This window comes from Peribacillus sp. YIM B13477, assembly GCF_042787955.1.
Taxonomy (GTDB): domain Bacteria; phylum Bacillota; class Bacilli; order Bacillales; family DSM-1321; genus Peribacillus; species Peribacillus frigoritolerans.
The window spans coordinates 248,086-270,860 of the sequence record NZ_JBHZPD010000007.1 but is presented as its reverse complement, the minus strand read 5'-3'; the positions used below and the strand labels follow the sequence as shown (position 1 = coordinate 270,860).

Genomic DNA, 22,775 nt, shown 5'->3' with positions numbered 1-22,775 from the left:
TTACACAGACCTTCCTAAAAACACTTTTTCTACGACACGGCGTGAAGCCTGGCCATCTTCGAGTGCACAAAACCGCTCGTGAAAATGATTGATATCATTGGTATTTTCATATTTCATCGTCTTGATACTATCAATGACCGCATCAGATGTTTTGACTAACAAACCTGGTGCATTCTTTTCGAAATCAAAGTAAAATCCGCGAAGCTTATCCCTGTAATTTTCAATATCATATACATAGAAAAGCATCGGACGCTGTAAATTTGCGTAATCAAAGAATACGGATGAATAATCGGTTATTAATAAATCCGAAATAAGATACAAATGACTAATATCTTCGTAACTGGATAAATCATAGGCGAATCCTTCATACGCCGATAAATCCAAGTTCTCAGAAACCAAATAATGAAGACGGAGCAAAATGACATACTCCTCCCCCAATTCCCGTTTCATTCGATCCAGATCCAGTTTTATTTCGAACTTATATTTTCCCTTGCTATAAAACTCATCATCCCTCCAAGTGGGGGCATATAAAACGATCTTTTTCTCTATTGGTATACCCAACTTCTGTTTCAATGAGTCGATTGTATCACGATTATTCCCGTTGTAAAGGATATCATTACGTGGATAACCGGTTTCCAGAATTTTAGAGGCATCGACATTGAAGGCCCGGGCAAAGATTTCACTTGAATAAGCATTCGGTGAGATTAAATAATCCCATTTACTTGATTCGGCATGGAAATTTTCTTTATATTTATCCGTCGTCGTTCCAGGCATATGAACTTCATTCATATCCGCCGCAAGCTTCTTTAGTGGAGTACCATGCCACGTTTGCAAATAGATCGTGTGCTTCGGCTTCGGAATCCAAAGCGGAAGCCTGCTGTTCGTCACCCAATAACGGGCCCTTGTCATTTTGAGCAGCCAACTGAATGAAAAACGATCGAGATATGGAATGCCTGCCTCTTCGAAAAGAGCAGCATATCTTTTATCCACGCTCCAATACATTTTATATTCAGGATGGTTACTCTGCAAGTATTCATAAATCGCCCGGGGATTACAGCTATACTGCTTGCCCAAAAAGCTCTCAAAAATGACAAGCTTCTGGTCCACTGGCAACACTGTGCCCGCCAATGCAAAAGCCATTTTATATCCTCTTAAAATAATTGCTTTAGCCTTATTTTTAACTAGCGATAGAAAGGAAGGTCTCTTTGAGGTTTGTACATTTTCATTTGACATATCCGATCTCCCTTTTTATTGATTAATGATCATTTCAAACTAAAAATAAGCTCACCCAATAAAAGGGAGAGCTTATTTTTGGCGTACTTCTAACAGCTACTCCAAAGACTTAATTGCCAGTCCCAAATTATTTGCCACTGTTGTATAAAACTCCACATTTTTCTTATTATACGTCATCTTATTTTTCAGGATCCTTTTAATATTCATCAATTGATAATCATTGTAGCGAATGAACACTGTAAATAATGACATTTCCATTTTATCAATTTCTTCTAAAGAAACAGTAAACTGACCTATATTACCGTCTATTTGAACTCCGCAATTGATTTCATTGTCCACTCTTTTTCGATCACGTATCAATACAGAATCTATGTTGTCTATATCATCACCATAAATCTCAAAACTTTGGTGATAGACATTATCCATGATAAAGGAATCCATTGCACGGGCAAGCATCGGTATCCTGACAAAGCGATACTCGCCTTCCAGAAATGGAAGTTCATAATATGGTAAACCATCTTTAATATGATACTTTTTATTGGACTCTCGCTTTAACCATTCAAACAACTTTACGAAATCCTCAATGCGATCGCCCATGAATAATTCAAGAGCCAATTTATAAACAGGCACCTTAAATTCATTCTTAAAGTCATATGACAGGTTATTCGCAGTTTCGACAGCTTCCCTTAATATTTCTATAAAATCTTCTTTATTCTTGGATTTCACAAAAGTTTGGCTGTCGAACGTTTTTACAATATCGTACTCATAAATCCGGTTAAGGGCCACCTTTTTCAATTCAATGGCAATGTCCTTGGATTGAATATACTTTATTATGTCGATATCCGCTTTCCTTTTTTCCAACACATTCGTAACACGTGTTAAGGAAGAGGGATTTTCTGAAGTCCTATTGACATAATAAATAGGTTTTTTAGTAGTTGATACTGCTTTGACTTTAAAGAAAACATCAGTAAAAAACCATTTATCTTCACCGAATTTCATATTCGGAAAACCAATTTCATTTTCTTTAACCATAGGCAGATTCATCATCCTGGCCGTTGGACCCATATGATAAAAAAAGTGCGGAACATCCATTGGGGTGATGCTTCTTCTTTCTTTAATGGAAGCAAACTCACCGATGACACTCTCTGCCTCAGATTCGACTTTTACCGTTTTGCCCACTACATAATCATCACCGGTTTCCTCCAGGATATTATGGAGGCTTTCCAGTCCATCATGGGCAAGCCAGTCATCCGCGTCTAAAAAAGTTATATATTTGGATGTTCCCAACTCTATTCCAATGTTTCTGGGGGTCCCAGGTGACCCATTATTTTCTTGAAGAGTAACTGAACAGATATTTTTATATTTAGCTGTATACTCCTGAATGATTTTATTGGTAGCATCAGTCGAACAATCATCAATAATGATATATTCAATCTGATCTATACCCATTGTCTGATTTATTACTGATTCAATTGTTTTTCTGATGAATTTTTCAGCATTATAAGCAGCCGTGACTACAGTGACCTTTTTTTCTTTTCCTAAAAATTTATTCCTTAAGCCTACAGGGTTATTTTTTATTGAAATATTACCGCTCTTTAAAAGTTCCCTCGCCTTTTGACGTACCAAGAAATTCATACGATTCCCTCCTTATAAGTAGAGGTAACATAGATGTTTCTATCAGGCAGCCAGTTACCAGTTACTTAAAAGCAACAATACCCTTTATTTCAGGAATCAATCATTAAAAAATTTATCCACGATTCTCTGTGTAGCTTTACCATCCTCTATTCCACAATACTTCTCTCTAAATAAACCATATCTCTCTTTGTATTGCATGTTTATTTCATCAATATTGGTAATAGTATCGATAATCTCCTCAGTCGTTTTTAAAAATGGACCTGGTGCTTCCTTTTCAAAGTCCATATAGAATCCGCGGATGTTATCTCTGTAATCCTCCAAGTCATACGTGTAGTACAAAATCGGCCGGGCAGTATTAGCAAAATCGAACATTACGGAAGAATAATCCGTAATCAATATATCAGAAATCAGGTAAAGTTCCTGGATATCTGAATAATTGGATACATTTATCACGAAATCCTCGAATTCGCTCGGAATGCTGAGATTATTACTTATAACAACATGCATCCTTAACAACAGGATGTATTCATCCCCTAGTTCTTCCTTCATTCTTTCCAAATCAAATTTCAGCTCGAAAATGAATTTATTGTTTTTCGAAGTTTGATTATCCCGGAATGTAGGAGCATATAAGATGACTTTTTTCCCTTTTGGTATCTTCAGTTTTTCCATCACTGAGTCGGCAACCATTGAAGCATCTTCCTTGTAAAACAAATCATTTCTCGGATATCCCGTTTCCAATATTTCCCCTTCATATTTGAAAGCACTTCTGAAGGCTTTGGATGCGTATGGACTTGGTGATATTAAGTAATCCCATGTTCTCGTTGCACCATGCACCCGATTCAAGTACCCCTCGTCTCTTCCTTGGATATTATCGATATCAAACAGCATTTTTTTCAAAGGGGTTCCATGCCAAGTCTGAATATATGTCGTTTCCTTCCTTTTGCTTAAATAAGTAGGGAAGTTTTGATTATTTATCCAATAACCTGCTTTGGCCAAATAATAATAATATTCCGGGCTTAGGCGTTTGATCAGCTTCGTGTTCTTTCCTTTTATCGGTAAATTACCATTATACACCCAAACTTTTTTATATTTATTATCCCTTTTGACCAGTTCTTCATAAATATATTTGGGGCTATCGGAGAATTGCTTCCCTATCCCACTTTCAAAAAGAATAAGGTTCCGGTCAACCGGTATGATCCTGGACATGATTTTATAAACTTTTTTCATGACAGGGAAATACTGTTCACTTTTCCTAAATCGATTCATAATGAGTTTTGATATCGGGTGGTTATATAATTTAATAAGTGAATTCTGATCTTTTTCTGCATGTTTAATCACTTCGAATATCCTTGAATTAGAATGGACATCCCGATATTTAATAAAACGGTTGGCCTTATCGATATACTTTTTCTTCATGACAAAATCAGTGTTGGCGTATTCGGCTAATACACCCAACAAACCATCCAATTCATCAACGATTTCACCCGGAAGATCGTTATCCAAATCCAAATGTGACGGTCTTTTCCCTATGAAACGATCTCTATCAAATTGATAGTAAATAACCGGTTTATGCAGGAAACTAAAGTCGAAAGCAACACTTGAATAGTCCGTGATCATAATCGCGCTTTCCTTAATTAACCTTTGGACATCCACTTCACCCTGACTAATCACCCGAACAGGGGCATCTTTAAAATAAGACGTGAATTTCTGCATATTAGGGTGAAGGCAAAAAATGATTTCAAACCCATTATTTTTAGATAACTCATGTAAAACCGGGTGATTCACCAAGTTCTGATACCTTTCGAAATACTCGCTTTCCAAAAATATTTCATCGGATGTAATCCAATCTCGCCATGTCGGAATGATCAGTAATTGCCGCTTTGTTAAAACATCATCCTTAAATAGTGAGTCGAACCTAGAAAGTCCGGTCGTGAATACTTCCTTCTCGTTGTATCCAAAATCCGTTACGATCATATCCTTTTCGAAGTCTGAACTAACTAGAAAAACATCCGTACTAAAACCGGAGGATGCATTTTTGCCGTAGTTTGCAACCATGTTCTTAGTGCCCATAACACCATGTTGAAGAAATACCTTAACTCCCTTAACACGATTTTTAAATTCAGATGTTCTTAAAGGATATAAATAATCCGGATGATGTGATGAAATGATACGTGTCGATTCCATTGTCTTTTTAATATGATCCTTTGACTTGAAATAAAGGATATTTCCAAAGGGCTCGACGTTCTTGGCTTCCACGGAATTTTCTTCTATTACATAATAGACTTCTTTTTCAGGGTGGTTTTCCCTCATATATTTAAAAAAGTGATATCCGGTATCTTGGGCCTTATAAGTTCTTTCGCCAATTAGCCAAACATCCTTTTTCTTTTTAAATAGGGCCAAAAAACGCCTCCATCCCATCATCTTTTTTAGATATCGATAACTTTCCGTAGAGAAGTTAAACACTTCCAAAGATAAATTGGATGCTTTAAAGGTATAATATGGATTGATGATGGCCACTCCATTATTCGAGCTCACATCGGTCTTTTTTGTAAATAATTTAGTTCTCGTGGTCGGTCTTCCGACGCGTACCATTTTCGGCTCTTCCTGATCATGTAAATGTAATTTCATGTAAATATCATAGACATCATCTTCCAAATCCACACTGACTAATTGTTCTAAATCCAATTTCAAATCATATATATAACGATTCAGTCCAAATTTCTTAATATTCATTTCCTTATTATGAATAAAAGATAGATTGGCCTGATATTCTTTGCCACTTTGTCTTCCTCTAACTAGGCCCTCACCTTTTATGATCGCGGAATGCTTGGTGAAGATTTGACCATTTACATGCATGGTCTTCGAATTGTTTTTCATTTTTTCAATTTGAGACTTAATCTGAATTTTAGGGGTTTTATTGAAGTAAAGAGATATATTTCCTTTATTCGTTATCGAGAATATACTTTGTTTATCTTCATAGGTGTAAATACTTAAATTGTTCGTGTACGTCTCCTGAAAACGCCCTAGACGAATTGGAAATTCAATATGAACCCGTTCGTTCTCTTCTACATATTCAGCTTTATGTTCGATATTAAGTATTGTTTTCTTACTCAGCTTTTCAATCGGAACGGCTACCTTTATATAACAGTCATAAACAGTCGGTTCATCATCTGCTAATTTCCGCATTAAATCTTTCATATCTACTTTAAAATCAAATTTAGACGAGCTCACCGATTCAGCTATTTTTATTTTCTGATCTTCGTTTTCCCTAGAATATAGCCATAGTTCTTTTGCGCAATAATGTTCTATTGAAAATTCTCCTTTAATCAATAGCATATTTTCCTCTTGCGCAATGGTCAGAACTTGTTTCAGCTTAATTTTAGGCGTTTTTTTTGCTTTCCCTTTTCCAAGAAGCTTTTTAATCATTTTAGACCACCTATAACAAATTATTTATTTAAATAAAAATGAATCATTCATTGTACTTTAAAATCATAAACTTTTTTTTGTTTTTCCTCAATATCATTAAACATACAGGTGGATTTCCCTTAATTCCCCTTCAATTCCACCTATGAACAAAAAAGAAAATATCCAGGTGATTCATTGTCGTACCAAAACAAAAAACCGCAAAAATCAAATGCATGTCCTTCCATGTTGCCAGAATGGAAAGGGAATAGCAAAAACATGTCTTTCAATTACAAAGAAGTCTTCTTACTATCAAAGTGAACGCTTTCAAAACAGGTCAACCGTTTATATTTCCCCCTCATTAAATGGTTCCATAAAAGTTAAGCGATAGATTTATGGCCGATAGATACCCATCCTCTGTCCTTCACCTTCCACTTTTAGAAAACAGGATTTATGAAGCTCCTCTAGTTGTTCTCTCCTAAACGTGGTAAAATTGTGAGTGGCTTTTCTGATTGCAGCAAGAATGATGAAATCTTTTTTCATTCATTAATGTGAGGGGAATTATTTTTAAATACCATTAAGTATAAATCCTTACATTAATTATGGACACTTTATTATGCCCTTCAGAGTCATACAAATTAGTCAACATTTAATTTTAACTTAAAAAATAATATTTACAAGAATCATCAATGTAAAAAATTGTGGTTTATTTGTAAAAAAATTGTGGTTTATTTGTAAAGCTATTAAGTTATAATTAGTTAGAGAATGTCATTGCCTAAAAAATATAGGAAAACAACAAGCGGAATTAAAGAGCTGGTTGCCTGTTTTATTGTTCCATTTCATATTCTAATAGACCAAATATATATTAATTTGATTGAATAACAGTTCAAGAGTCTTAAAGGAGGAATAAAAATGAAAAAAGTAATCACTTACGGAACCTTTGATTTGCTTCATTGGGGTCATATCAATCTATTAAAACGTGCTAAAGATTTAGGGGATTATCTGATCGTTGCCATTTCTACGGATGAATTCAATGCTTTAAAAGATAAAAAAGCTTATCACAGCTTTGAAAACAGAAAAATGATCCTAGAATCAATTCGTTATGTGGATGAAGTCATACCTGAAGACAATTGGGAACAAAAGAAGGAAGACATCGTTCGCGAAGGTGTGGATATCTTTGTAATGGGTGATGACTGGAAAGGCCAATTCGATGAATTATCCGAAGTTTGTGAAGTGGTCTACCTTCCAAGGACAATCGGCATTTCGACTTCCCAAATTAAAGATGACCTTCTACAAGTTACTAATGGCTAAAGAATTCGCGATAGGGATTTATCTTTTTTGTTTCAAAGTTTTATTCTCTATCTTTAAACTTTTCCCTTTATATGACAAAACGACCTTTGTCACATCATTCGGGGACAATTGCCAATATATCGCAGATGAAATGGACAAGCAGGACATTTCCGTTCAAAAGGTATTTTTAATGAAATCAAGCAGTTCTATACAAGTTAAGGACGATGGGGAAACCATCGTCCTTCCGTTTGAATCAAAAAATATCAGTGCCATGTTCCGATCGATTTATCATCTGGCTACATCAAAATGGATTATCATCGATAATTATTTTGGCTTTCTTTCAGCCATTTCATTCAAAAAGCAAGTGACATGCGTGCAAGTGTGGCATGCGGCCGGTGCCGTAAAGCAATTCGGTGCAAAAGACCCTTCCATTAAAAACCGTTCAGCCGGTGCAAGGAAAAGATTTTTTGAGGTATATGGTAAGTTCGATTATGTTACGGCAGGTTCAGAAAGAATGGCCGAGATTTATCAAGAAAGTTTCCAACTGCCGGCATCCCATATCCTAAGGACCGGGATCCCTCGGACCGATTTCTTTTTTAATGATGAATCAAAAAGGACTGCCCGTAATGCTTTGCTGGCCAAGTATCCAGAACTTGAGCATAAGAAAATCATGTTATATGCCCCTACATTTCGTAATGACGGCTTGAACAACGGAGAGATTGCTCTTGATTTGGAATTGCTCTACAAGGAACTTAAGGGCGAAAATTATGCGTTATTGCTAAAGCTGCATCCAGCTGTAAAAGCAGAGCATGATTTACAAGATAAATTCCCGGGATTCATTTACCCTGTCAATAGTGACTTTCACGTTAATCAACTGCTGATCAGTACGGATCTTTTAATAACCGATTACTCATCGATTCCATTTGAATTCTCTTTTTTGGGAAGACCCATGATATTCTTTGCATATGACTTAGAAAAGTATGTGCAGGAACGGGGATTCTGGGAGGATTACTCTTCTTCCATGCCCGGACCCGTGGTATCCACCACGGAAGAGCTCTTGAGGAAAATCCGTACCGCCGATCATTCATTAATGAGGATCGCTTCCTTTAACCAAAAATGGAATGAATACTCCACGGGAAATTCAAGCAGGAATTTAGTTGATTTCCTTTTTAAATAAAACCACCCACTTCGTAAAACGAAGTGGGTTTTCTATTTTTCCATAACCACTGAGCGGGCATGCACGCCCAACAAAAAGGTACATTTTTTTCATAAAGTGACAAAGGGAAACACCACATCCCGAAATGTGAAAAAAGACTCACAATATAGAAAATATTGTAGTTTACAATACTCAAACGCCACCAATATAAACCAGTAAAATACTACTATTTTCCCCTTGTAACAAAAATGTAATATGTTTAAACCCATTTATTTTGTTAGAATAGGGAAAAAGACATATTCGAGGTGGAAAACCGTGAAAAAAAGTGTTGTCGCATTTTCGACATTAGCCATTTTATCTTCGACTTTTGTTTCTCCTGCCCTTGCCGGTACATATACAGTCAAAAGCGGTGATAACCTAAGTAAAATCGCCCAAAATCATAATACGACGGTAAAAGACTTAAAACAGCTTAATAACTTAAAATCAGACTTCTTGAGAATCAATCAAAAATTAATTACACCCAACTCCAAAACAACATCAAATGCTTCTTCAGTTTCCGTGAAAACAACAAAGAAAACCACATATACCATTGTTTCAGGTGATACCTTAACCAGGATAGCAAACAAGCATAACCTTACACTTGCTGAATTGATGAAAATGAATAACTTAAAATCCGATAGAATTTATGCAGGCTCCAAACTTATCGTATCCAAATCATCCACCACCACTACCATTGATTTACCCGGCAGCTCCAAACCATCCAGTGGTACACAGACCCCAGCCAATTCGTCTACATACATTGTGGTAAAAGGTGATACTCTTTCCAAGATTTCCAGAAAAACAAACTTGACTGTAGCCCAGCTTAAATCGACCAACTCGTTAAAGTCCGATTTAATCAGAGTGGGTCAAAAACTGAAATTAAGTACATCGGCAAGCACTGCCCCTGCAGATAAAAACGATGGTGGAAACGCGGAAGCCCCAAGTTCAGGAAACAAAGTGGCCAAGCTCGTTTCCGAAGCAAAGAAATTGATCGGCACACCTTATTCGTGGGCGGGTTCCTCCCCATCAGGATTCGATTGCAGCGGATTCATTTACTATACGTTCAAGAAGGCTGGGTATGATGTTCCAAGGCTTTCATCGTCCACCTATTATGATATGGGCAAAAAAGTTACTTCACCGAAAAGCGGCGATCTTATCTTCTTTGCAACGGGTTCCAATAAATCAGTCATAAGCCATATGGGAATATACTTGGGCGGCGGGGAATTCATTCATGCCTCATCAAGTAAGGGAGTAACGATCAGTACCACTTCAAACTCTTATTTCAAAAGTAAAATCATCGGTTATAGAAGTTTATAAGATTCACTTGCCAGACTTTCTCTTAAAGTCTGGCAAATTTTATGAAAAGATTCATAACTTCTTTAACTATGCTATACAATTTTGGAAAAAAATGAATGCTGTGTAAACGAAGGAATTCAGAATCCTTCGTTTTTTTGAATGAAAAAAAGGTAAATATGCACTCTACCTACAAAAAGAAACTATTCTATTTTTGACAAAAAAAAGGTATAGTTAAAAATACCGACTAGGTACTTTTTCACACCTTCCATTTTGTGGGATGGTTAAGGGAGGAATATTAAATGAGATCCGAACATAAAAAAAAGAAAAAGAAACGCAAAACGTTTAAAATAATCGGCTTCACCCTTCTTATCCTTATCATTGGCGCAGGTGTTTATGGCGCTTCAGTATATCAATCATTAGCCGGTGCGATCAGCACTATGCAGGGCACAGCCCATAAAACGGATAAACGTGTAGAGGACATCAAGTTCAAAAGCCAAGATCCATTTTCATTACTAATTCTTGGTGTGGATGAAAGAAAAAATGACTCAGGTCGATCAGATACGATGATTGTCATGACCGTTAATCCTAAAAAAGAATCGATTGAATTATTGAGTTTACCGAGAGATACCCGTACAGAGATTGTCGGTAAAGGTATAAATGATAAAATGAACCATGCCTATGCATATGGCGGAGTGGCCATGTCGATAAATACAGTGGAATCCTATTTGGATATCCCGATTGACTATTACGTCAAAATGAATATGGAAGGCTTTCAGGATATCGTGAATGCCGTTGGCGGTGTCACGGTCGATAATGATATGGACCTTGCCTATAAAGGATATACCTTCAACAAAGGTACAATCGACTTAAATGGTAAAGAGGCCTTGATTTATTCCCGAATCCGTAAAGAAGATCCCCGCGGGGATTATGGACGGCAAATGCGGCAACGCCAAGTTATCCAAGCTGTCATGAAAAAAGGGGCAAGCCTATCAACACTTACCAATTATGACGATATATTCGAAGCTTTAGGTAAAAACGTGGAAACCAATTTAAGTTTCAATGAAATGTTGAGCATTCAAAATAACTACAAATCATCCCTCAAAAATATTGAACAATATACACTTGAAGGTGACAATCAACGGGTAGATGGCGTTTGGTACAACATCGTTCCAGAAGATACAAAGCTTGAAGCCCAAAATCGCGTTAAAACACATTTGGGATTATAATGGAAGGAGGATGACTTTTATCAGTCATCCTCTTTTTTTACCTCCTTCTCAATTTTTTAAAGTAATCGGAACGTATCACCTGATCACTCAGATCAATCTCCTTTTGATCTTCTGGTGAAAATCCTTCGACCTTGCCTTCCCCATTTATTTTCATTTGAGAACCATAATCCCCTTTTAATATCAAGGCATCACCCTCTTCGCCATCCAGCATGCTCTCTCCAAAGTATGAAGAACTCTTTATATTGAACAAATCATATAGAGTGGGCAGAATATCGATTTGGCCCGCCACCTTATCAATCGTTCTCCCTTCCATATCCTCCTGATAAATGATCACGGGAATGGGCATATATTTTTCAATCCACTCTTCATCGCTAATTTTACTACCATAATACGCTTCAACCTCGTGTTTATCTTTCAAGAATAGCCCATCATGATCTCCGTAAATGACAATTACGCTGTCTTTCAACTTCCCGTCATCCTTCAACTTCTTCACGAAATCCCCGATAGCTGAATCTGTATAATGAATGGCTTCGAAGTATTTAGTCAGGTAACTATTTTCTTTTCCAACTTCAGGCTTCATTGTTATCTGTTCCTTCGGCAGTGAAAAAGGTACATGGCTGGTCAAAGTAACGAAAAAAGCGTAATAGGGGTTTTGTTTATCTTTTAAGAAATCATAGCTTTGATTAAAGAAACTGCGGTCTCCCAAGCCCATCGAAATCATCTCATCCTGCTTCATATCCTCTATGGAAAGATAGTCATCAAATCCTAGCGAGGGATATGCATGCTGCCTATTCCAAAAGTCTTCTTCATCTCCGTGGAAAGCAAAACTTTGATAATCCGACTTCTTTAATTCCTTGGCAAGACCAGGAAAATCATTATAAGGGAAACGAAAAAAGGTCGCACCTTGCTTTAAAGGAAATAGTCCGGTATTCACGATAAGCTCTCCATCAGATGAATTTCCAAATACCGTCTGCGGATATACATGCGGGAAATACAATCCCCCTTTCGCCAGTCCATTCATGAATGGCGTGACCTCCTGCCCGGCACTGGTTTGAAAGAGCGGAAACGACTGTAAAGATTCCACCTGAATGATAATGAGATTCTTCCCCTCCAAGGATCCTGAATGGGCATTTTCCTTTCTTTTCTTTTTATTGAAGTAATCAGAAACGGCCTTCTTTTCTTCCGAAGACATTTCATCCCTTCCCGAGTCAGTAAAATAGGCATAAGTATCCAATGCATGATGACCGATAGGGCCCCAGGTTCGCAAAAAGGTATTTGCCTCATAACGCCGGGTTATATCTACTTTGTCGATAAAGATATTCTTGACTGGTTTTAATCCTGCTATCATCAGGAATATTACGGCCGGCACAAGTGCCATATGCTTGAGGGGGTATTTTTTCTTCACAAAAGATTCAGCAATTGGAATGCCTGCCAGAAGAAAGATTGCATCCTTGATTTCCATCATACTGAATATACTTTCACCTAGCCCATTCAGATTGCTTTTTTGCATCCACATATAGGATGTTATAGGTGTCGAATAATAACGATAAAACCAGATGTCCCCAAGGAAAAAGACCATGATCGAAAGAAGGAAAACTGAAAAAACGATGCCCTTTACGATTCGATTCGATATCCATTCCTTCAGATAAACAACAAAACCGGCAGCACCGATGATTATCGTAATTATTCCAATAGAAAGATCGTTACCCATCCTATCATTCGTATAAATGAAAAGTATGGATACGATTGAGAATGACAATAACTCAAATAGCCTCTCCTTCAAGCGTCGATTACGGTTATTCTTCATGCCCCTGCCACTTTCCTCTTCATTATTTCCAAGCCTTGGTTAGGCTAGATTGCGGAAGATTACTTATAAATATTACTTAGCGTTACCATTTATGAGAAATTGCACACAGAAAATGGCATAAATATTTGGTGCTACTGACCTCCCTTATAAACAAAAAACCTTCATCACTAAAAGGATGAGGGCTTTGCTTTGGCGCTCCGGCAAAAAAGCTGCCGATTGCCGCTAGACTCTTGCGGTTGTTTTTCTACTTTCTCTTCATTTCAAAAGCAATCTTCCAACCTTCATCAGGAATCGATTCCGCCAACATATCCCCTTCCTCGAACAAGAAACGCCATGGCATGCTTGAAAGTGCCGGTATCTCACCAAGCTCTATGAGATCGAATGTCTTTTTCGCAAGGAGTTTTCCATCTCCATCAACTAACAGTAAATCCACGATATCAAAACTGACGGCTTTATCTATTGAATTTCGCAGAAAAGCCACTATGATGACATCATCTTCCACCCTAGTCAGCTTGATGCCGGATATTGAAATTTGGTTCGGTTTTAATGCAGGCAGCCTTTGATGGTGGAATTTATATACATATTCCTCTTGCTTGGAAATATCCCACCCCTTGTGAAACATCAGGACAGTATGAACGGTGTCATCCTGATCTGCTAACTTAGGTACATCTGAAGCTGCATTATCCCTTTTTCCAAATAAACTCATCGTTCCTCCCCCTCCAAAGAAGCTGCATCTTGCTGATTGCTTTTCATATATTCCATAAAACGGATGCTTATCTCCGCCTCAATTTTACTTAATAGAAGGTTGAATTGACTGAGAGCTGCTTTTTCAAACAACGCATATGGGTCCTGCTGACCATATTCGCTTAAACCAATGCCTTCCTTCAAACTGTTCATTTCATCTAAATGGTTCATCCAATTTGTATCGATGTGCTGCAGCATGAAAGCGCGCAACTGGTTTCCCCATTCTGCATCGTCTTGAAAGATCACCAGTCTCGATTCCCATTCACCTAAAGCCTCCAACACCCTTCCTTCAATTTGGCCTTCTATATCCTTCAAATCACTTTCCTGCCAACCTAACGACAGCAAAACAAAGGTTAGCTCCTCAATTAAGGCAGAGGAGTCGGGCTCCGCTATATGTTCACGGTCATATTTCACTGTGAGCCGAGTAATGTATTTTACGATGTATTCAAGTAAAATGGCCGACATCCGTTCAGGCTCCATATCAAGAATCCGATCTCTCATTGCATAGATGATTTTACTCTGCTCATTTAATGGATGTTCCAACTTCAATAAGTGATATCGGCTTGATTGATGCATCTGCTCTACCGTTTCCTGAACCATTTTAACGAATTTATCGGGTGCAGGGCTCAGCACCACCCCATTTTCATCCGTTTTGATTTTCTTGATATAACGTCCCATTTCTTCTTCATCATAGTAATGAAATAAATCATCTTCCAAAGAAATGATGAATTGTGTTGAACCAGGATCACCCTGCCGCCCGGAACGTCCTCTTAACTGCATATCGATCCGACGGCTTTCGTGTCGCTCCGTCCCGATAATATGAAGGCCGCCCAATTCCTTGACATCATTCCCAAGTAATATATCCGTCCCTCTCCCAGCCATGTTCGTGGCCAGCATCACCTGTTTTTTTTGCCCGGCATTCGCAATGATCTCCGCTTCATCCTCTTCCGTCTTCGCATTAAGGATTTGATGTTTAATTTTCCGATTATCCAGTTGAACCGAAATTTTTTCAGATTGCTCAATGGAGGTCGTCCCGATCAGGATAGGTCTGCCTTCATCATGGATCCGTTTTACTTCCGTGACGATTTTGTTGATTTTGCTTGTTTCATCTTTATAAAGCAAATCAACCTCATCCACTCGAATAATTGGCTCATTAGTTGGAATTTCAATGACGGGGAGCTGATATATTTCCTGGAATTCAGACTTTGATGGTATGGCACTCCCTGTCATCCCAGACATTGAATGATATAATCGAAAATAATTTTGGACGGAAATCATAGCCTGTGTTTCATTCTCTTCGGAAATCTCCAATCCCTCTTTTGCCTCAATGGCTTGATGCAGCCCGTCACTGAAGCTTCGCCCTTCCATCACCCTGCCTGTGAATTTATCGATGATTGCAATCTTTCCATCGATGACAATGTAGTCCACATCCAATTTCATGATTGCCCGCGCTTTCAGCGCCTGTGTAACATTATGTAATAACTCTTGATGCTCCATTCCATACAGATTGTCGATGCCAAAGGCCTCTTCAATCTTGGAAGCACCTTGATCCGTGAAGAAGGCGGACCTTGACTCGACGGAAATCTCGTAATCATCCTTTTCTATAAATTTCTTCATGATTTGCGCCGTGATCTGGTAAAGCTCAGTCCCGTCGTTTGCCCTGCCCGCAATGATTAATGGTGTCCTCGCTTCATCAATCAAGATGCTGTCAACCTCATCGACAATGGCAAATCGGTGGCCTCTTTGAACCTTGTCTTCCCTTCGATAAACCAGATTATCACGCAAATAATCAAAACCGAACTCTGTTGCCGTCCCATACGTGATATCTGCCGCATATGCTTCACGTTTCGCGGAAGGTCCCATTTGGGAAATGTTCAAACCGACCGTCAATCCTAGAAATTCAAGAATTTGTCCCATTAACTCTTTATCACGTTTGGCCAAATATTCATTGGCCGTTATTATATGGACACCGTTACCGAACAGTGCATGTAAATAGCTAGGCAATGTAGAGACAAGCGTCTTCCCCTCGCCCGTATTCATTTGGGCAATGCCCCCTTCACTCAGGACAAAACCGCCTGCAAGCTGAACATCATGGTGCCTAAGATTCAATACTCGCTTGGAAGCCTCCCTCACGACCGCAAAAGCTTCGACTTGTATATCCAAAATATTATCACCAGCATCCAAAATGCTTTTAAATCTATTCTTCATTCCGCTTAATTCCAGATCTGAATATTTTTCATATTTACCCTCTAGCCGATTCACTTCTTCTACCAACTTATAAATTCTCTTCAAGTCTTTAGAACCTTCTTTGAAGAACTTTTTCATACTGGATAGCATGGGGTTTTCTCTCCTATTAATTCAATTGACCTTTAGTGAAATTATATCAGTTATGTATTTACTGTTTATAAATTATCGCCTTCATATTGTAATTATATAGAAATTCTTTATTTTTTTGAAAGACAAATTATACAAAAACCGACTCGATGCCGCTAACCATGCTAAAAAGATTAGCTCCATCCTTAATATCAGGGAGGGGTTTTTTTATCGATTTAAACAAATAATAGGAAGACTTTCACCCAATGGAGGATTTCAGATGAATAAGACATCCAGATATAAACTCGTACAGCCGCATCGCTTTGGATTATTCGTTCTTATAATTTTCTTTATTAGCATGAGCCCCCCTATTCAAGCAGAAACAAGAAACACCCCCAAGAATGTCATATTGCTGATTGGCGACGGCATGGGGCTAGGGGCAATAGAAATTGCCCGGCAATTGGAATATGGTAAGACAGGTGTACTACATTTGGAAAAACTGGAGCATGTCGCCCTGATGCGCACTTATTCCGCCAATAATTACGTCACTGACTCGGCAGCAGGAGGGTCGGCGATTGCCACTGGTATAAAAACCAACAATGAATCAATCGGTGTCGATGCCAATGGTTCCGAGGTGGATAGTGTATTGGATGCCTTTCAGAACAATGGCAAAAAAGTCGGGATCATCTCAACCAATATGGTAGTCGATGCCACACCCGCTGCCTTTGGTGCAAGTGTGCCTAACCGCTGGACAGGTGGCGCAAATATCGCGAGGCAGCTCTTTGATAACCGGATCGATGTCATTCTTGGCGGTGGTGCCAGCTATTTCGATGCGGATAAGCAGAATGGCGAGGATTTAATCGCCAAATTTAAACAAGCTGGCTATGGGATTACGACGACTAAAGAAGAACTTAGTTCCATTAATAATCCGGCAAAACTTTTAGGATTATTTCACCCTACCTATATGAATTTCAAACTGGATAAAGAAGTATTACATTCCCAAGAGCCATCCCTCCCCGAAATGACATCCAAAGCGTTGGATATTTTATCCCGGGGTGATAAGGGATTCTTCTTGATGGCCGAAGGTGCGCGTATTGACCATATGGAGCATGCAGCAGACATCACTGGAATATGGAAAGAAACAATCGAATTTGACCAAACCGTGAAAGAGGTTGTAGATTGGGCAAAAAATCGAAATGATACGTTGATCGTTGTACTTGCGGACCACGAAACAATGGGGACCTCCGCTTCTGAAACAATGGATATCAAGGCATTGAAAAAAATCAGGGTTTCATCTGAATATATGTCCAAACAGCTTACATTCGATAAAAATAATGAAATCAAACCAGAAAGTGTCGTTTCCACATTCAAGAAGTATGCACATATATCCCTTACGGATCAGGAAGTTGATCAATTCATTGATAACGTAAGAAAGAATAAAACGCTTGTCTATCCAAAGCATCAAATCGATTGGGAAATCGGTAGCACCATCGCCAGGCACCATAAGGCGGGCGTAGCTGATCGAAGCATACGGGCAGCCAGTTCCACAGGAGGACACACAGCCAATATGATTCCCGTTTTCGCCTCGGGTCCAGGCAGTGAAGCCTTTGATGGAGTCATTGAAAATACCGATATCTCAAAAATCATCACAAAAGCCGCCGGTGTTCCGTTCACACCCGGTCAGCATAAAACAAAGGAGGAGTGAATGCATTCATTCCTCTTTTAAGATTCTCATTTTCATTTTGATTAACGTCCGTTAACTCAAGTTATGGCGAAGTTTGTGGGCATTACTCACGAGTTTAATGCATTTACTCGTGAGTTTCCGCCTTTTACTCGTGAATTTGGTGCGTATACTCGTGAATCCGTGCCTTACTCGTGAGTTCGGGCCTTTTACTCGTGAATTTGGTGCATTTACTCGTGAGTTTCCGCCTTTTACTCGTGAGTTTGGTGCATTTACTCGTGAATCCGTGCTTTACTCGTGAGTTTGGTGCATTTACTCGTGAATCCGTGCTTTACTCGTGAATTTAGTCCATTTACTCGTGAGTTTCCGCCTTTTACTCGTGAATTTGGTGCGTATACTCGTGAATCTGTGCTTTACTCGTGAATTTAGTCCATTTACTCGTGATGGTGAAGAGTCATGATGCCATAATAAAGTAGAGCAAAAAAAGACGCCATGATTGACGTCCTGCTCACTCATTTTTTTATATGTTTTTTTAATACATACCCAATTTGGCTTCCCTTTTTCACTTTGTACCACTCATCTTGTTGAGCCAGGATCGTTACAGATTGGTCCCTGTATAGATTCCCAACCGTTTCAGAAGATGCATTTCTATTTTCTTTAATATATAATTCGCTTGCTGTCACTATTCCCGTCGTCTTCCTAATCGAGATTTTCGTTGAAATGGTTTTCTGATTGTCACTCTTATCCTTAGCTGAGATTATTACCGTAAATATGCCGCTGGACATATTTTTGAAATCCCATGTTGCTGATTGCCTGCCTTTACTGAACGGCCTTTCAGAAAGGATACCGACAACCTTCCCTTTACTGTTCTTGATTTCCACCGTTACATTAGCGTTTTCATTAATTATATATGTTATGTTCGCTTTTTCGGTACTATAGTCCCCCGATGTTTTGACATCGGTGATTTTCGGTGCCGACGTATCTTTACTGATCTTAATCGGCATTGTTGCCAAACCTTCATTCCCGTTGCGGTCCATTGCAGATATTTCTGCTTTATATGTACCGTTACTCACCGCTTTTGTGTTCCAGATTGCTGAATGGGTACCCTTTTTCATTGTTTGGTCACGGACTGGGGTAGCTATAGATTTCCCTTTACCATCTTTAATCGTAAGTGTAACCACAGTATCTTCTTTTAGGGAGTATGTGATTCCAACCTCATCATTGACATGATCCGTTTTCGCTTTCATGTTTACTGAATTCGGTTCTGACTTGGCGACAAGATCCGTTTTAAATCCCGCGCCTGGTCCATATTCCCTTTCTATAGTTGTGTCAGGATAATAAAATCCCAAAATATCTAGATAGGATTGTCCTGCTTCCGCTCTGTTTTTCGCCCCAAACTGACTTAGCCCGACACCATGCCCATATCCTGATCCTTTAATAGAAATTTTGGAGTGATCGGAGGATGAATGGTCAACCAGATAGCTTTTCATCACCTCTTGCCCCACCATGCCCCTGATTTTGGAAGCTGATACATTAGTAAGCTTAACCGTTTGCGGCAAAAGCTTTCCCCGGTCATCAACGAGGTCCCTTACATAGAAATTCAATTGGATGGAGCCTTTCGTTACACGGCCTCCCGTTTTCTCATCTGAAAATGTTAACAAGGGAATCTCCGTTATTTTAATATCTTTCTGCGCATATCCATTATTCTTCAGCCAAGCCTTAAGCTTCGGCACAACCGTTTTATCTTTTTCCTCTACACTTGTCCACCATTCTTCCGGTTTAGCTAAGTCCATTTTTGAAAGGTCAATTTGCTGCTTGTCCAGCGTTATCTCCCAACTGGTTTTCGGATCATAGAAATCTTCTTTTATAGATAAATATGCAAGGGGGTTGCCACTTGACCAAACATTTGAATTTGATTCGGTCATTCCTCCATTGCTTGAGGAAAAGAACGCTTCGATTATTTCGCCATCATGCTTGATTATCATGCCCTTCGTCTGCTCAATGGCAGAATTAGTTCGATAGTGACCGGCAGCCCCGCCATATACTTGGTAAGAAACCGTATCATCAATTATTGTGGATTGATGGCGAAGTGCATAGGTCCGGGCAGCAATCGCCTGTGCTTTTAAGGCTTCGGAGTGCCATAGTGCAGGCATCTCCAGCGGGACGACGCCCTTTAGGTAATCTTCCATATAAACAGTATTGATCGGCCGGATGTAACCGTCCTCCGCTGTAAATGAAAATGAGCCTTGATACGGACGGCCGTTTATGGATAATGAAGAATCAGGTTTAACTGGTATTACCTTAAAAGAAGCATAAGATCCCTTTTTCTTAGTTCCTTTGTATACGGCAAGTTTAGCCGACTCTACTTTCAAAGTCAGATTTTCCCCCGCCTTTATGAATAACTCTCCCCTTGATGTACGGTAGTCCCCGGTTGCCGTTATTTCGGCACTGGTTCTATTGCCCAAATAATTCTTCAGTTTCACTTCCATCGTTGAATTTTTTTCTGCTGCCGTCGCTTCATGAGAAGGAAATGCAAAAAAAGTGATAAAGAAAGCGATAAACAAATACTTTAATCTTTTCATTCCTTTTCATCCTCATTCCCATTCTATTCATCTTTCAAGGATTTTTGAGTTAATCCCATTCAATCCATCGGCATGTGGTAACATAACGGCCTGGATGATGTCACTCTGTAAACATCATGATTTCAGGACGTCCCGAGTATACTAGCAAGTTATTGAACTCCCTTTTTACATTCTGTATGCACGACCCATTCTCCTTCAAATCCAGCTTCATTGCCGCCATAAATTAGAACACAACCAAAATAAAGCAGGACATGGAAGAAGCCAATGTCCTGCTTTTTAATGTTTAAATGCTTGCCCAGTTCAAGATGGGTGACTTTTTGCTTTACTTTAAATACTTCTTCAACACCGGTTTCATTTGGTCGACAACGACATGGCTGCCGCCTCGTCCTTTAACATCTTCCATCATCCATGCCATGAGAAGTTCCGGGTCTTCTGTGTCCATGGCAACAAACCAGCCGTTTTCTGTTCCGTCCGCGTTTTTGGATGCCTTGATTTCAGCAGTTCCCGTTTTGGCAGCGATTTTGATGCCAAGATCAGCTATTCCATGTCCGCTTCCCTTAGGATGCTCCACTACTTGTGTCAGCATCTTGGTGACCTGATTCGCTTGGTCTGCTGATATCGCATTTTCTTTCCATATTTTCTTTTCTATTTTATCTCCTGTTATTAAGAAAGGTGCAGGAATGTTTCCTTCATTCAAGAAGGCTGAATAGGTCATGGCGAGGTGGAGCGTGCTCATTTGAACTTGCGCTTGACCATATCCAGCATCTGCCAATCTCCCCTCACTGTCGATCTTGCCGATGCTCGATGCTTTGATCGGATAATCATAATTCAAAGACTCATCAAATCCGAAAGCCTTGAGTCCATTCGTGAATTTTTCCTTTCCAAGCCCGAGAGCTTTTTGGGCAAAGTAAATGTTGTCTGAATAAATTAATGCCTTTTCCATATCGATTGGAACTCCAGGGTCCGAAACCCTTGTAATGGAATGATCTTTCCATGTCGATTTGGCCCACGTTTTCCCTTGGATATTGATCGACTCTTTCGGATCCACACCATTTTTCAAGGCGATCGCCGCAGTGAGGGCCTTAATGGTTGAACCAGGTGCATACGTCGAACTGAAACGGTTCAGAAGTGGTTTTTTCGGGTCTTCTTCAAGCGCTTTTTGTTCTGCTTTCGTTATTCCGAAAATATACTTATTAGGATCGAATGACGGACTTGAAACAAGTGCAAGCGTTTCGCCTGTCTTCGGATCAATTGCCGATGCCGATCCAGTTTCGTTCTTATATTGCTTGAAGATATCCTTTTGAAGCTCGGCGTCGATAGTCAATGTAATTGTTTCTCCCTCTTCAGCAGGCTTTTCAGCAATCACCTTTTCTTCGCCATCTTCGGTTTTAATGAAGATTTTACCGCCAGGTTTGCCTTTAAGCCGCGCTTCCAACACTTCCTCAAGACCTCGCTTGCCAATAACATCACTTGCGGTATATCCTTTTCCTTTCAATTTCTCCAGGTCCTCGGCCGATGCCTCACCGACATATCCGATTAGATGGGCAGTGGCCTCTTTATACGGATATATGCGCTCTTCCGTATTATTGACAGATACCCCGGCAATGCTCAATAGCTTTTCCAAAGTTGCGCTATTATCATTTGACATTTTCTTGATGGGCACGAAATAGCTTGGCTTTACCCATGTTTGTTTTAATTTCTGATTCACTTCTTCAGTGGACATGTTGAGGATTCCAGCGACCTTTTTAACCGTTTCGGATTCGTTGGCCATTTTCTCTGGCACGATTCCCACTTCTGCCACCGTTCCATTCATGGCGAGGCCGCGTTCATTTCGATCGACAATTTCCCCGCGAATGGCTGGATACGATTCAACCGATACCTTCTCACCAGCTTCCAATTGAGGGAATATGTAGCTCTCATCCCACTCGATGTACCAATTTTCTTCCTCGCCTTCCCCTTCCTTGACAAGTGTCGCTTTATGGTCAGAGCTGACTGCGCCCGCCATAGTGGACATATCTACGGTATATGCAAGGCTTACCTTTTCTCCATCTTTATGATCTTTTTCTTCTTTTGGCTGTTTATAGTCCACCTTTAATTGGTCGGCTTCAATGCCCGTATAGATTTTTTCATAACGCTTCTCAAATTCATCCGCACTGATTTCTTTCCTTGTCTCAGGTGACAGATACTCGTACATCTTCGTAAAATCTTGTTTATTCCAAAGCTTCGTGTATGCCGCAAAGCGCTCTTCCGGACTTGGCTCATCCGAGCAACCTGCCAGGAACAATACGCTCATCAACAATAAGCTGGAAACTAAAGCTAGTTTCTTCATGATTTCCTCCTAATGAATAGTTAGAGTGATATACCTATAGTT

General features: G+C 39.3%; 13 protein-coding genes and 1 pseudogene. 6 read left to right on the top strand and 8 right to left on the bottom strand.

What is annotated here, in order from left to right:
* From ACFX4H_RS20455 to ACFX4H_RS20445, 3 genes and pseudogenes are all read right to left on the bottom strand, one after another.
* Positions 1 to 1,206 (bottom strand): annotated as a pseudogene (locus ACFX4H_RS20455) (CDP-glycerol glycerophosphotransferase family protein); the annotation flags it as partial.
* A 123-nt stretch (positions 1,207 to 1,329) separates the two neighbouring features.
* Positions 1,330 to 2,868: a glycosyltransferase family 2 protein gene (locus ACFX4H_RS20450; protein WP_249598035.1), complete on the bottom strand. Its 1,539-nt coding sequence runs from the start codon at positions 2,866 to 2,868 to the stop codon at positions 1,330 to 1,332.
* Positions 2,869 to 2,964: 96 nt separating this feature from the next.
* Positions 2,965 to 6,294 (bottom strand): CDP-glycerol glycerophosphotransferase family protein, encoded by a 3,330-nt coding sequence (locus ACFX4H_RS20445; RefSeq protein ID WP_377436107.1) that lies wholly within the window; start codon positions 6,292 to 6,294, stop codon positions 2,965 to 2,967.
* An 888-nt stretch (positions 6,295 to 7,182) separates the two neighbouring features.
* Here ACFX4H_RS20445 and tagD point away from each other — a divergent pair.
* The 4 genes from tagD (at position 7,183) to ACFX4H_RS20425 (ending at position 11,277) form a co-directional block, all read left to right on the top strand.
* Positions 7,183 to 7,581, top strand: coding sequence for a glycerol-3-phosphate cytidylyltransferase (gene tagD / locus ACFX4H_RS20440; protein WP_034315711.1), 399 nt, complete (start codon positions 7,183 to 7,185; stop codon positions 7,579 to 7,581).
* Positions 7,574 to 8,737: a CDP-glycerol glycerophosphotransferase family protein gene (locus tag ACFX4H_RS20435; protein ID WP_283866800.1), complete on the top strand. Its 1,164-nt coding sequence runs from the start codon at positions 7,574 to 7,576 to the stop codon at positions 8,735 to 8,737. Before tagD ends, ACFX4H_RS20435 begins: the two co-directional genes overlap by 8 nt.
* A gap of 294 nt (positions 8,738 to 9,031) precedes the next feature.
* On the top strand, positions 9,032 to 10,072 hold the full coding sequence (locus tag ACFX4H_RS20430) for a C40 family peptidase (protein WP_377436106.1): 1,041 nt from the start codon (positions 9,032 to 9,034) through the stop codon (positions 10,070 to 10,072).
* 278 nt (positions 10,073 to 10,350) lie between these two features.
* Entirely contained in the window at positions 10,351 to 11,277 is a 927-nt protein-coding gene (locus ACFX4H_RS20425) for an LCP family glycopolymer transferase (protein ID WP_034315716.1), read from the top strand.
* A 37-nt stretch (positions 11,278 to 11,314) separates the two neighbouring features.
* Here ACFX4H_RS20425 and ACFX4H_RS20420 read toward each other — a convergent pair whose 3' ends face one another.
* The 3 genes from ACFX4H_RS20420 to secA all read right to left on the bottom strand — a co-directional run bounded on the left by ACFX4H_RS20420 (position 11,315) and on the right by secA (position 16,165).
* On the bottom strand, positions 11,315 to 13,084 hold the full coding sequence (locus tag ACFX4H_RS20420; protein ID WP_377436105.1) for an LTA synthase family protein: 1,770 nt from the start codon (positions 13,082 to 13,084) through the stop codon (positions 11,315 to 11,317).
* A 244-nt stretch (positions 13,085 to 13,328) separates the two neighbouring features.
* Positions 13,329 to 13,790 carry an SLAP domain-containing protein gene (locus ACFX4H_RS20415; protein WP_377436104.1) on the bottom strand — a complete coding sequence of 154 codons (462 nt, stop codon included), beginning with the start codon at positions 13,788 to 13,790 and terminating at the stop codon, positions 13,329 to 13,331.
* Entirely contained in the window at positions 13,787 to 16,165 is a 2,379-nt protein-coding gene (gene secA, locus ACFX4H_RS20410; RefSeq protein ID WP_377436103.1) for a preprotein translocase subunit SecA, read from the bottom strand. Before secA ends, ACFX4H_RS20415 begins: the two co-directional genes overlap by 4 nt.
* Positions 16,166 to 16,421: 256 nt before the next feature.
* On the opposite strand from secA, the gene ACFX4H_RS20405 reads away from it, so the two are divergent.
* Both ACFX4H_RS20405 and ACFX4H_RS20400 read left to right on the top strand, forming a co-directional pair.
* Positions 16,422 to 17,846, top strand: a complete 1,425-nt coding sequence (locus ACFX4H_RS20405) for an alkaline phosphatase (protein WP_377436102.1) — start codon at positions 16,422 to 16,424, stop codon at positions 17,844 to 17,846.
* A gap of 151 nt (positions 17,847 to 17,997) precedes the next feature.
* Positions 17,998 to 18,123, top strand: coding sequence for a hypothetical protein (locus ACFX4H_RS20400; protein WP_377436101.1), 126 nt, complete (start codon positions 17,998 to 18,000; stop codon positions 18,121 to 18,123).
* A 211-nt stretch (positions 18,124 to 18,334) separates the two neighbouring features.
* On the opposite strand, the gene ACFX4H_RS20395 is transcribed toward ACFX4H_RS20400, so the two are convergent.
* The gene (locus tag ACFX4H_RS20395) at positions 18,335 to 20,404 is read right to left on the bottom strand and encodes a SpoIID/LytB domain-containing protein (RefSeq protein WP_377436100.1); all 2,070 of its coding nucleotides are present in this window, start codon (positions 20,402 to 20,404) and stop codon (positions 18,335 to 18,337) included.
* Between the two features lie 322 nt (positions 20,405 to 20,726).
* Entirely contained in the window at positions 20,727 to 22,733 is a 2,007-nt protein-coding gene (locus ACFX4H_RS20390) for a penicillin-binding transpeptidase domain-containing protein (RefSeq protein WP_377436099.1), read from the bottom strand.
* Between the last annotated feature and the right edge of the window lie 42 nt (positions 22,734 to 22,775).